General features: G+C 62.6%; 11 protein-coding genes. 2 read left to right on the top strand and 9 right to left on the bottom strand.

Annotated features, from left to right (window positions below; translation table 11 throughout):
• Positions 1-2: 2 nt before the first annotated feature.
• The 6 genes from ACO06O_RS06175 to ACO06O_RS06150 all read right to left on the bottom strand — a co-directional run bounded on the left by ACO06O_RS06175 (position 3) and on the right by ACO06O_RS06150 (position 5,182).
• Positions 3-794, bottom strand: a complete 792-nt coding sequence (locus tag ACO06O_RS06175) for a substrate-binding periplasmic protein (RefSeq protein WP_421877397.1) — start codon at positions 792-794, stop codon at positions 3-5.
• A 150-nt stretch (positions 795-944) separates the two neighbouring features.
• Positions 945-1,238 carry a ferritin gene (locus tag ACO06O_RS06170; protein ID WP_420417274.1) on the bottom strand — a complete coding sequence of 98 codons (294 nt, stop codon included), beginning with the start codon at positions 1,236-1,238 and terminating at the stop codon, positions 945-947.
• Between the two features lie 119 nt (positions 1,239-1,357).
• Positions 1,358-1,720: a hypothetical protein gene (locus ACO06O_RS06165; protein WP_421877394.1), complete on the bottom strand. Its 363-nt coding sequence runs from the start codon at positions 1,718-1,720 to the stop codon at positions 1,358-1,360.
• 127 nt (positions 1,721-1,847) lie between these two features.
• Positions 1,848-2,360: an AAA family ATPase gene (locus ACO06O_RS06160; RefSeq protein ID WP_421877392.1), complete on the bottom strand. Its 513-nt coding sequence runs from the start codon at positions 2,358-2,360 to the stop codon at positions 1,848-1,850.
• 3 nt (positions 2,361-2,363) lie between these two features.
• Entirely contained in the window at positions 2,364-4,829 is a 2,466-nt protein-coding gene (locus tag ACO06O_RS06155) for a GcvT family protein (RefSeq protein WP_421877390.1), read from the bottom strand.
• 119 nt (positions 4,830-4,948) lie between these two features.
• The gene (locus ACO06O_RS06150; protein WP_421877388.1) at positions 4,949-5,182 is read right to left on the bottom strand and encodes a hypothetical protein; all 234 of its coding nucleotides are present in this window, start codon (positions 5,180-5,182) and stop codon (positions 4,949-4,951) included.
• A 321-nt stretch (positions 5,183-5,503) separates the two neighbouring features.
• Here ACO06O_RS06150 and ACO06O_RS06145 point away from each other — a divergent pair, with 321 nt between their 5' ends.
• Positions 5,504-6,025, top strand: coding sequence for a c-type cytochrome (locus ACO06O_RS06145; protein ID WP_421877386.1), 522 nt, complete (start codon positions 5,504-5,506; stop codon positions 6,023-6,025).
• Between the two features lie 13 nt (positions 6,026-6,038).
• On the top strand, positions 6,039-6,950 hold the full coding sequence (locus ACO06O_RS06140) for a c-type cytochrome (protein WP_421877383.1): 912 nt from the start codon (positions 6,039-6,041) through the stop codon (positions 6,948-6,950).
• 3 nt (positions 6,951-6,953) lie between these two features.
• Here ACO06O_RS06140 and ACO06O_RS06135 read toward each other — a convergent pair whose 3' ends face one another.
• The 3 genes from ACO06O_RS06135 to ACO06O_RS06125 form a co-directional block, all read right to left on the bottom strand.
• Positions 6,954-7,982, bottom strand: a complete 1,029-nt coding sequence (locus tag ACO06O_RS06135; protein WP_421877381.1) for an Ldh family oxidoreductase — start codon at positions 7,980-7,982, stop codon at positions 6,954-6,956.
• Between the two features lie 96 nt (positions 7,983-8,078).
• Positions 8,079-10,043 (bottom strand): adenylate/guanylate cyclase domain-containing protein, encoded by a 1,965-nt coding sequence (locus ACO06O_RS06130; RefSeq protein WP_421877378.1) that lies wholly within the window; start codon positions 10,041-10,043, stop codon positions 8,079-8,081.
• Positions 10,044-10,434: 391 nt separating this feature from the next.
• Complete coding sequence (locus tag ACO06O_RS06125) at positions 10,435-11,733, bottom strand: tetratricopeptide repeat protein (RefSeq protein WP_421877376.1); 1,299 nt, start codon at positions 11,731-11,733, stop codon at positions 10,435-10,437.
• Positions 11,734-11,737 lie beyond the last annotated feature (4 nt).

Below are 11,737 nucleotides of genomic sequence, written 5' to 3'. Positions count from 1 at the left end.
CCTCAGGACCCTTCGCCGCCCTTTACGCCGGCGGGCTGGACATCCTCCGCCAGGTAGCGCGCGAAGATTTCTGCCAGCCTTCCGTCCGCCTGCATCTGGCGCAATACATCCTCGACCGACTCGGCAACGCCCTTAAGTTCCGGCGAGAAGGCGAGATAGTTCGGCTCTGTCAGGATCGCCGGCTCCAACACCTTGACGTCCAGCCCTTCCTCGCGGGCGACCTGCTTGGCCCACAGCATGTCTTCGAACGACACGTGACGCCGGCGCGATTGCAGGATACGCAGCGGCTGCATGACATCCTCCTGCGAGGAGATGCCGACAGCGCCTGGTTTCTCGATCAGGGGCCGCAAGATTTCCGGATAGGTGTAGCTGACGAAATAGATCGGCGTATAGGCCGCGAACTGATCCAGCGACTCGAACCGGTCCAGCGGGTCGTCGACATGCACCACTGCCGCGATCTTCCAATAGGCCAACGGGACGTCGACATAGGTCAATCCATCCTCGCCCGGTGAGACGGTCAGAACCGCATCGACCCGTCCCAATCGAACGGACAGCAGACAACGCGCATAGGGCAGGATCTGAAAATCCGCCGAATGTCCCAGCTCGGCCAGGGCAAGAGACAGAGCGTCGACGGCTGCACCGCGTGCGACTCCGTCCTCATCCACGCTGTAATAGGGATACCATTGTTCCAGACACACGGTTAAGGACGCGGACTTCACGTCCGACGCGGCAGCCGCCCAGGCCCCGCCGGACAGAACTCCGGCGAGCAGAACCGATTTCAGGAGCCGATACATGGCATGTCCCACGCCGCGCGTCGCTTCAGCGCGACAGAATACGCCCCCACCGGTGGATAAGATAGTCCGCGGGGCACCGATTAGAACCCGTTGCGGGTAGAACGGCCGGTACCGTCCGGCGCCGACCGGAATCGGCGCCGAAACAAGGCGTCAGTGATCGGCGATGTCCCCGTCCTTGAACAGAAACTCGCGCAGATAACCGTCGAAATCCTCACTGTTACGGCGCATCCACTCCAGGACCATGGCCGCATGTTCCATTTCTTCGCGCATGTTGTGGAGCAGGATTTCCTTCAGCTCCGGATCGTCGCAATCGTCGGCGCGTTGGCGGTACCAATCCACTGCCTCCAACTCCTCCATGATCGACACGATCGCGTGGTGGAGATTGAGCGTTTCCTTGGTCAGTCGTTCGCGCGGCGCATGAAGCGAGGAACTGGCTGCGGCCATGGCTTGGTTTCCTTTCCGGTTTGGCTGTGTCTCTGGCTAACCCAGTAAATACTGGTCCGCTGCCGGGCTCGGCGCAACCGTGCCCGGCCCGCGGCTGCATTTCTTTAACGCATCAGACGTCAGCGCGTTCCCTTCCAAACGATAAACGCGAACAGAACCATGTTCAGTACCAGAATGATCGACGAGATGGCCGCAATCGGATCGCCGCCTTCCGGATCGCCGCCATAGACTATGAACAGACCAACGACCAGACCGATCAGCGCGGCATGGGCCAGGACCGCATGGATCCGAGGCAACACGCCGGAAGCGGCATCAGGATACAGGCGATAGAAAACGGCGTAGATCGTCATTCCGACCCAACCGAACAGCATCAGATGGGCGTGGGTCGGCATCTGCCCATGATCGTGCGTGGCCGCCATATGCAGACCCAGCGCCATTCCCAGAAGTGCATAGATAACGGAACTGCGGAAATACGTTGCCACTAGCGTGTTACCCATCATTCCCCCAATCGCGGTCCAAATGCGGGACCGTCATCAAGAAAGCCGCCACTCGGGATGAGGGCGGCCAGTATCTGAGTATACGCTATGGCGGGACGGGAAAATAGTAGCCCTATGCGCCCGCCGATGTCCGGGAAGTGGCCAGGAAAGCGGCAACCAGAGCATCGGGCGCCGCGGACGCGGTATCGATCCGAGCGACGTCGTCGGTCCAGGCCCGGTAATCCCGTTTCCGGACATCCTTCCATCGTGGGGGAACCAACCCCTCGATATCCGGAACGCGCGTTTCCACCCGGCGCTTATGCTCCTTCTTGTTGGAACAGACGAGTTCGATTTCCTGGATATCGGCCTCGGCGTCCCGTGCTGCCCGGCGCCAACCGTCCCGCGATTCCGGAACGGGGTTGACCGAATCCGCGACGACGGTGCGGCCCTTGCGCAGATGATCCCGCGCGACGCCATATCCGATCAGATACCCGGCCGGGCCGATGTCCTGACCGGGTTTCGCGCGCAGGGCCTGTTCGATGGAATCGATCCGGATCAGGACCGCGCCCGTCTCCGCCGCGAGGGCGCGCGCGAATGTGGTCTTCCCCACCCCCGGCAGGCCGGACAGAACAATCAGTTGTGCCAAACCTTACCCTTTCGTTTTCAGTGCCGCCGGATCGTAAAGCGGCTTCAATTGGGCGGTCGCCTTGTATCTTTTGAAAGCGATCTCGACCTCATAGTCACCCGATTCGATCCAGTCCTTGGTCGCTTTGCCGCCTTCGTCCCCTGGGCAGGTAATGTATCCCATGCCGATCGACTTTTCGATCCGGTGTCCCCATGCCCCGGACGTCGTGGACCCGACCAGCACGCCGTTGCGGTAGATCGGCTCTTCGTGGAACATCATCGGCGCATCGGCATCGTCCCGTTCCAAACAGATCTGCACCATCCGCTTGGCGGGGATGCCCGCTTCCTTCTGGCGCAGCACCGCCTCACGCCCGATAAAATCGGGCTTGTCCCAGGCGACGGCGAAACTCAGCCCTGCCTCGACCGGCGTGTCCTCATCGCCGATATCATGTCCCCAATGCCGGAAGCCTTTCTCGGTACGACAGATATTCAGCGCGAAATAACCCGCATGCTTCAGCCCGAACTCCGCCCCGGCTTCGGCAATCCGGTCATAGACATGGGTCGAGAATTCCGCCGGAACATAGATCTCCCACCCCAGTTCGCCGACATAGGTGATGCGCCCCGCCCGGACCTTGGCATAGCCCAGTTCCAGTTCCTGCATCGTGCCGAAGGGAAAGGCCTCGTTCGACAAATCCGCCCCCGTCACCTTTTCCAACAGGGCGCGGCTGTTCGGCCCCATCACCCCGAACATCGGCAGGCCGCTGGTAATGTCGGTCGCGATGCAATGGGCGTCTTTCGGGATGTGACGGGTCAGCCAGGCGAAATCGCGCACTTGTGCGGCACCCGCCGTTACCACCAGATAGACCGTCTCCGACAGGCGGGTCACGGTCAGGTCCGCTTCGATTCCGCCACGGTCGTTCAGCCATTGGGTATAGACCATCTTGCCAGGCGGCACGTCGACCTGATTGGCGCAGATCCGGTTCAGGACCGCGCAGGCATCGCGCCCCTCGACACGGAACTTGGCGAAGCTGGATTGGTCGTACAGCGCGACCGAGTCCCGCGTCGCCCGGCATTCTTCACCGACATGATCGAACCAGCCCGGGCGATGAAAGGAGTAATCGAACCGCCGCGCCACGCCGTCCGGCGCGAACCACATCGGCCGTTCCCAGCCGGCTGTCTCACCCCAGACCGCCCCGGCCGCATCCAGCCGATCATGCAGCGGCGTCCGCCGCACACCGCGCGCGGTCTCGACCTGGAAATTCGGCCAATGCATGGAATAGAGCAATCCCAGCGTTTCCGTCGTGCGGTCGTGCAGATAGCTCTTGTTGTTCTGAAAATGTGCCATTCGGCGCACGTCGACATCGGCGAGATCCATCGGCGGATGACGGTCGCGGATCCAGTCCGCCAAAACCTTGCCAACCCCACCCGACGATTGAATGCCGATCGAATTGAAGCCGCAGGCAACGAACAGGTCCCGCACTTCCGGCGTTTCGCCCAACAGATAACGGTCGTCCGGCGTGAAGCTTTCGGGCCCGTTGAAGAATAGCGCGATACCCGCTTCCTGCAGGATGGGCAGCCGGTTCATGGCGTATTCCAGGACCGGTGTGAAGTGATCGATATCTTCCGGCAGGGTCTCGAACTCGAAATCCTCGGGAATGCCGTTCATGCCCCAGGGTTTGGCGCCCGGCTCGAAGGCGCCCAGCAGGATCTTACCGGCATCTTCCTTGTAATAGGCATGCTCGTCCATGACCCGCAGGACCGGCAGATTGCCCGGCAGGCCGTCCAGCGGCTCGGTAACGATGTAGAAATGCTCTGCTGCATGCAGCGGCAGGTTCACGCCGATGGAGGCGCCGAGATCGCGCGACCACATACCGCCCGCAATCACCACGGTGCCCGCGCGGATTTCCCCCTTGTCGGTCAGAACGCCGACCGCCCGGCCGCCCTCGACCAGGATTTTCGTGACCTTGGTATGTTCGAAGATCTTCGCGCCGCCCATGCGCGCGCCCTTGGCGAAGGCCTGGGTCGTGTCGATCGGGTTTGCCTGGCCATCACCCGGAAGGAAAGCGCCGCCGACCATGCCGTCGGTATTCAGCAACGGATAGATCGACTTCAAATCGTCAGGCGTCAGCAGTTCGACCGCCAGACCGAAACTGTTCGCCATGGATGCCGCGCGTTTAACTTCCTCAAAGCGCGCTTCGTTCAGCGCGGTATGCAAGGAACCGTTCTGTTTGAACCCGGTCGACTGGCCGGTTTCCTTCTCCAGATCGAAAAGCAGGTCGGCCGTGTACTTGGCCAATTCGGTCATATTCCGGTTCGGGCGCAATTGGCCGATCAAGCCCGCCGCGTGCCAGGTCGTGCCACTGGTAAGCTGTTTGCGTTCGCACAGAACGACGTCGCTGATACCGATCTTGGTCAGGTGATAGGCGATGGAGCACCCGGCCACGCCGCCGCCAACGATCACCACATCCGCCCGATTGGGAAACTCCGCCATGTCACGCAACTCCCTGCCGAAAAACTGTCCTGTATGAGCCGAAGTTTCGCCAAACCGGGCCCGCGTTCACAACGTTAATTTTCTGGATTACCCGTTACATGGCCTAACCGGTCGCCCGATCAGCCGTCCAGCGCCTCCCACCGGGTCCAAACCGGCGCGCCTTGATCGGGTCTCGTTTCCTTCTGATAGGCAGGGCTTGCCGGATTGTTGCACCACCCGGTGCCGTCCGCCGAAACGGTGCCGCCGCCTTGACCGATCCTGCGCTTTCCACCCCAGTAGCGGCAGGTCGCGCATTTGCCTTCCGTACCGGCGGCGAATTCGGCGCCCTGCACCGCGCGCGCTGCGATCAGCATGGCCGGCGCCGCGACCGCAAGCCCCAAAGTGGCACGAAGGGCGCCTCTCCGGTTGGAACCGAGAAAAATCCCTTCTGATTTATTCGACCCCTCAGTCACGTTCCGTCTCCCGTTGCGACGTAGGAGAACCCGATTGTTCCCGTCGTCTCGCGCCTGAAAATTTACGCCCGGACCACGTGTGTCGGAAGCCGAAAGCTGTTTATTCACAAAATCTCTATTGGAGCCGATGGAGAAAACCGGGTTTACTGACGTCATCTTTCAAACAGCCGGTCGCGCCGCATTCCGCGGTGCGCAGCTACGCGTATGGAAAGGGATAGATACATGGCCGGAAATGTCGTCTTTGGTGTGGGTGGCTTGATCATCGGCGCCGCCGCCGTCTTCGCTTACACTCACTTCGCCGCCGCGCCCGAAATGGCCGCGCCGGAAGTCGCACCGGCCGAAACGATGGCCGCCACCGCCGTCGCGCCGGATCAGAACTACATGCTTCGGAATTCCGCCATGAAGGCCATCGCCGGCCATATGAAGGCGCTCGGTGCCGTCGCAAAGGGTGAAGCAACGGCCGACGCCGGTACCGTTGTGCATGCGCAGGGCCTGAACTCCCTGGCGCAGACCGTGCCGCTGCTTTTCGATGTCGAGGCGATACCGGAAAAGAGCCGAGCCAAGGCTGAAATCTGGTCCGACTGGGCCGGATTCCAGAAGGCGGCCGACGATTTTTCCGCCGCAACCCAGACCGTGATTGCCGCCGCAGAATCCGGCGATCCGGCCCAACTGGGTGCGGCGCTGGGTGAAGTCGGCAAGACCTGCGGTGGCTGCCACAAGCCCTTCCGGGCGCCTGAACAGTAACCTGTCATCCGCTATGACAGGGGTTCAGCGTCACGCCGCCGGTCTGGCGGTACTCCTCGCCTGGGGCATGGGTTTGCCCTCGGGCATGGTGCTGGCCCAATCGGCCGGTACGGCGGACGATGCGCTGGCGCGCGGGGCGTATTTGTCCCGCGCGGCAGGGTGCATGTCCTGTCATACGGAATCCGTCGAAGGGGCCCAACCCTTCGCCGGCGGCCGGGCGCTCGAAACCCCTTTCGGCACCTTTTATTCACCGAACATCACGCCGGACCCTGAAACGGGGATCGGCGAATGGTCAGACGCGGATTTCATCACCGCCTTGCGAACCGGCACCGCACCGGAAGGCCATCTCTACTACCCAGTCTTCCCCTATCCCAGCTACACCAAGATGCGGGAAGACGACATGCTGGCCATCAAGGATTACCTGTTCTCGCTGGTCCCTGTCCGGGCGGCGAACAAGGACCATGAAGCCCAATTTCCACTGGGCTGGCGGTTCCTGTTGAACGGCTGGACGATGATGAATTTCACCGAAGGCGAACTGGCGGACGATCCCACGCAAAGCGCGGAATGGAATCGGGGGCGTTATCTGGTAGACGCCATGTCCCATTGCGGCGAATGCCACACGCCGCGGGGTATCTTCGGTGGAACGGATTCGTCGATGTATCTGGCCGGGACGGCCGACGGTCCGGAAGGCGAACTGGTACCCAATATCACGCCGCATGAAACCGGAATCGCGGATTGGAGCGAGGCCGACATCGCCTATCTCTTAAAAAGCGGTTCGAAACCGTCCTTCGACAATGTCCAGGGCAGCATGGCGGAGGCCATCGAGGACGGGCTGAGCCATCTGAACGACGCCGATTTGAAGGCAATCGCGGTTTACCTGAAATCGATCCCCGCGATTGAAAACCGGGTCGAGAAGCCGGAATAGCGGTCAGCCGTCGGCAGCATCGAGAATCTGACGCCAAGTCGGCGCGGGCAGCATCAAGCCCTCAGCGCGCGCCCGTCGCCGTGCGTCGCTCTCCCTTTCACCCGGCACCTGGACGCGGTCGAAGCCCGGCGCCGGCGGGCAGTCCCGCAGCTCCGCCAGGATCTCTTCCGCCACATCCTGAATCGCCGACGCGGACCGATAGCGGGTCGTGTCCAGAACGACCATCAGCCAGTTCATCTCCGTCGTCGCCGGGCCCAGCATTGCCTCGCCGATCAGTTCGGCCAGAACCGCCATGGCATAGCCCTTCGGCCCCCCGGCCGGCAGTATCGCGCCGCCCCGGAAATAATCTTCGGGATCCGTGCTGGGCATGCCATCCGGGTCGATCAAGACACCCTCCGGCAGCCGCGCACCGGCATTGCGCGCCGCATAGATCCAACCGCCGGCGATCATGGCCGTCGCGAAATCCAGGACAACCGGCCCCTGCAAGCCACCCGGCATGCCGATACAGTAAGGGTTGGTCGGCAGCAGCGCCTTACGGCCGCCATAGGGCGCGACCTGACGCCAGTTCTCGCGTCCGCCTCCGCCGATTATGATGGACAGGCATCCCTGCTCCGCGATCCTTTCGGCATAGGCGCCGAGCCGGCCCGTATGCCCGACATTACGGATGGCGATCGCCGCAACGCCGGTACGGCGCGCACCGGCTACCGCTTCTTGCGCGGCCAGATGCATGGCGAGAATGCCGATACCGCCCTGCCCATCTACGATCGGGACCGGGTCCGTGTCATAGATCGGGGACGCAGCCGGATCCATGTAACCGCTGAGGAACTGATCGGCATATTGCAGACAGCGCATGACCCCATGGGATTCGACGCCGCTCAAACCGGAATCGACCAGGTGGTCGGCAACGATTCGCGCCGTGACGTCCGGGCATCCGGCGCGGGTCAGAACCGCTTCAACGGCCCTAAATGCCTCATCCGCCGGGACCGCAACCCGCTCCCCTTCATACACCAGTTTTCCGGATTTTCCGGTCATCGCCTTGCTCCGCCGCAACGAACTTCGTCGACCAGTCTAGGCGACTGGCGCTTGGCGGTTGGCTCAGTCGCGACGCGAACCGGCGTGCTGCCGCCGTCAGTTGCTGGTGGCGACGGCCTTTTCGGATGCGGTGTTGCCCCGCGCTCGTTTGCGACGGTCCTTGACCCGGAAAATGGGCTGCGGTTCCTCGAAGCCCTTCAGATCGAAACGGCCGATTTCCTCGAAGATGAAACTCTTTCCGCGGCACATTTCGCGGACGATGCTGCTAACCGCCGTTTCATGGGCACTGGCCTTCGACAACACGCGGGCGGCCAGATTTACCGGCGTCCCGAACAGATCGCCGCTCTCGTGGATCGGCTCCCCGGCGCTGATCCCGACGCAGATTTCAAAGGCCAGGTCCGGCATCATCTCGCTGAACTTCTGAATGCCGTCCTGCATGGCCAAAGCAGCTTCGACCGAGGATACGACTGCCGGGAAGGATGCCATGATCCCGTCGCCGGTATGTTTGATCTCGCGGCCGCCATGTTTGGAGATCGCTTCGCGGACGATATCGTTATGGGCCCGCACGACATTCATCAGCCAGGCATCGCCCATGGTCTGCTGCTTATGGGTCGATCCGACGATGTCGGTAAATAGGACCGCAACGAACCCGTAATGTTCCTGATCGCCGGGCGCGTTGTCGTAATGTTTCGGATCGTCCGCCGCATTGCGGTCCTGACCGGGCGGCGCCTTGGGCGTCTTCCACAGTTTGAAAGCGGTCGACATGCCGCTGTCGCCCTTCGTGTCCTCGCCCTGCCCCAACACGCCCCCCCGGCCGGCGGCGTACATTTCGAAATAGCGCTTATCCAGCAGGTATTCGTCGATATTGGCCGCGAAACCCAAAGCCATCGACGCGGAAACCCCCAGAGTTTCGATCTGTTCGCTCAATATTGTCGTCACTTCCCGGGCGGCGACCTTGAACCGCCGGGCCAGCGTTTCCGCCGCGCCCGCCAGGAAAAGGATCACCCCGAACCGCAAGAAATGGTCCTTATCCAGCGAGTTGTTGGACAAGCGCTTCGCTTCGTCCACCAGTTCGGCGAGGGCCGCACGCAGCGGCGCGGGTCCCAAATTCTCGCTTTTCGGCTCGGCTGGCAGTTCCGGTTCGTCCTGCGGTTCGGGTGTTTCGATGGGCTCATCCGGCGGAACCGTCTCTTCCTGTTCACTGTCCTCGGGCGGCGGCGCGCTCTCCTCCGGCTTCGCGGTCAGGGCGTCCAGCGCGCTCGCCGCGTCGGACAGCGCCTTCGCCGCCGCATCGGACTCGCGTCGACGGCGCATCGCCTCCTGCATATCGACGCTCGGACCGGGTTGCGCCAAGGCGGCTTTCGCGCGGATGCCGGACAGGATCTTCTTCAGCAAGGGGAAGAATGTAACGGCCCAGCCAAAGAACCACGCCCCGATCAGGATGAACTGATTGACGTTAAGCCCGAAGACGATCCCGGCGACCGACAGCAGCTTGATGGCGTAATAGGCCAGGACGCCCGCGCCGGTGCCGACCACGCAGGCCAGCAGAAAGGCGATGATCATCTTGGGAATGGCGGCGGCCCAATCCGCCTCGTCCTCGCGCCGACGATCGCCTTGCTTCGGTGGGCGGCGAAGATCCGGCTCCTTTGCCGGACCCTGCTTGTTTGCGGCCTTTTTGGCAGCCGCCTTTTTCTTCGCTTCCGCGGCGGCATTGGCAGCGGCCGAACCCGGCGGCGCATTCTTGACGCCGCCCCGCGCGCCGCCGCCCGCCGACGCGGCACTGGGCTTCGCCTTGCCGTCATCGCCGGCGGTGATGAAGGCGACCGGTGGTTTGGTCTTCAGTTTCGGACTGTGATAGATGACGGATTCGGAAGCGGTTCCGGTCGCGTTGTCCCAGCTTTCACGCACGACACAGGCCGCATCGAAATGCCCCTGGCTGTCGAGCCGTTTGGCCTCCTCGATCGCATTATCCCGCTCGCTATAGGTATAGCGATGATGGATCTGCCAACGACCGTATTGGAGGTAGTAGACCTCATAAGAGACCGACCTGCCGCCCGCCATATACCTACCCCGGTTTCAAACGTTTCTTCGTAAGAATTCCCACCCAATCGGACGGCCGAAGAGCGACCGAAGACCTTCCTTCTGGATTGTCTGTTAGTCGCGCGACCCCCATTCGGCGTTACTATACCGCATTCGGCCCATAAATGATGTACCAATACTCCTTCCAGCAGGTTAACTCGCTACGCGCGGGAAACGATCCAACTAGAATTCGCACCATTCACCAAGAAAGCGCCGGAGAACCGGCTTAAGACGCAAGGGGTTAGCGGGCACCGGTATCCGTGCCGCCGCAGCAGGCAATCAAGTTTCGTATGCGTGAAACCAAGGCGAATTCAGCAACCGGATTGCGGTTTTAGGCCGCTGCCAGCGCACGAAACCCGCGAATCGGCCGATTTCAGGCAGCGGCCAACCTCGTCCGGCGTGCCTTGCCCCAGGCGTCGGACGGCCTTGCCTCCAGCCGCTCGGACAGCAGCGCGCGGGCCAGGGCCGGGCGTCCGGCTTTCATGGTATTGGCGATCAGCAACCGTTCGAACAGGTCCCGCTGGGCGTGGCTGCCGCCGATGCGATGCAGATCGCCGCGCGCCGCCAACAAAAGATCGATCACCTGCTCCGCATCGCCGGCCGCGTCGGCAAGTACCGCCATGCATAGCGAACGTCCGACATCGGCCGCGACCTGTGCCTGGGTGCCTTGCCGCGCAGCGAACCGGTCCAGGTCATCCAGAAAATCAGACAGCTCCTCGGCCCGGCCCGCCATGGCGAGCGCCAGCGCGACATGACAATCGGCGAAGACCAGCCCGTGGTCCCGCGCTTTCTTCAGGGCCAGATCGGCGACGGGATCGGCGCGTCGGCCGATATCTATCCCACATTCCTCAAGCCGCCACAGCAAGGATGCGCCGTTGGACAGATCCAGATAATCCTCGACCCGATCCGTCCAGACATCGTTATCGAAAATCGCCAGCGCCTTCGCGACATCGCCGCAATCGAGTGCGAACAAGGCGCGGTGCCAATGGGCGTGATGCACGAAATTGTGGATCTGGCCCCAATGGTCCCGTAGCCCGTCCAGCCAGGACAGTCCGTCCGCGCTGCGTCCGGTCATTTCCAGGACATGCGCGACGGCATGGGCGGCCCAGATATCGGCCGGTTCCAGGTCGATTGCGCGGCGCCCCAACCGTTCGGCCCGGGCGTATTCCCCCGCCTCCTCCAGCGCGAAGGCATAGGAGCCGGCGATGAAGCCATAGCCGGGCACCGTCGCGTCCCAGGCATACCAGGTACGCCCGGCGGCGTTGCGCATATCCTTCGCCACGCCGAGATAGAACCGGTTCAACTGGGACAGTTTCAGGGCAAGGACGTCGCGCGGATGATCGACCAGGATCGCCTCCCACCCCCGGCAGGCGGCTTCCATCTCGCCATCGACCCAGGAAGCCAACGCGGACAGATGGGCTTCCTCGCGCGCGGAGACCGGGCGGCGGGCGATCGCCTCACGGGCGGCGCCCAGGGTCTTGCGGGCGCCCTCCTCCATCGCGGCGGTCGCGAACATCTTCAGGAAGGCCCCTTTCACGATCAAGGCCATCGGCATGTCCGGATCGGCCGCGAAGACTGACTTCAGACGGTCGCCGATATCGATCCGCATCGCCATATAGGCCATCAAGGTCGCGTCCAGCGCGTCGACCGCCTCGGCATTCGCGGCGGTCACGGGG

It is taken from the genome of Pacificispira sp., from assembly GCF_965228185.1.
Classification (GTDB): Bacteria; Pseudomonadota; Alphaproteobacteria; order UBA8366; family Aestuariispiraceae; genus Pacificispira.
This window is presented reverse-complemented; position numbering and strand designations above follow the sequence as displayed.

Bases quoted from the DNA above. Each gene is read 5' to 3' on its own strand.
- ACO06O_RS06175 (WP_421877397.1), bottom strand. From the start codon at position 794: ATGTATCGGCTCCTGAAATCGGTTCTGCTCGCCGGAGTTCTGTCCGGC.
- ACO06O_RS06170 (WP_420417274.1), bottom strand. From the start codon at position 1,238: ATGGCCGCAGCCAGTTCCTCGCTTCATGCGCCGCGCGAACGACTGACC.
- ACO06O_RS06155 (WP_421877390.1), bottom strand. From the start codon at position 4,829: ATGGCGGAGTTTCCCAATCGGGCGGATGTGGTGATCGTTGGCGGCGGC.
- ACO06O_RS06150 (WP_421877388.1), bottom strand. From the start codon at position 5,182: ATGCTGATCGCAGCGCGCGCGGTGCAGGGCGCCGAATTCGCCGCCGGT.
- ACO06O_RS06145 (WP_421877386.1), top strand. From the start codon at position 5,504: ATGGCCGGAAATGTCGTCTTTGGTGTGGGTGGCTTGATCATCGGCGCC.
- ACO06O_RS06140 (WP_421877383.1), top strand. From the start codon at position 6,039: ATGACAGGGGTTCAGCGTCACGCCGCCGGTCTGGCGGTACTCCTCGCC.
- ACO06O_RS06135 (WP_421877381.1), bottom strand. From the start codon at position 7,982: ATGACCGGAAAATCCGGAAAACTGGTGTATGAAGGGGAGCGGGTTGCG.
- ACO06O_RS06130 (WP_421877378.1), bottom strand. From the start codon at position 10,043: ATGGCGGGCGGCAGGTCGGTCTCTTATGAGGTCTACTACCTCCAATAC.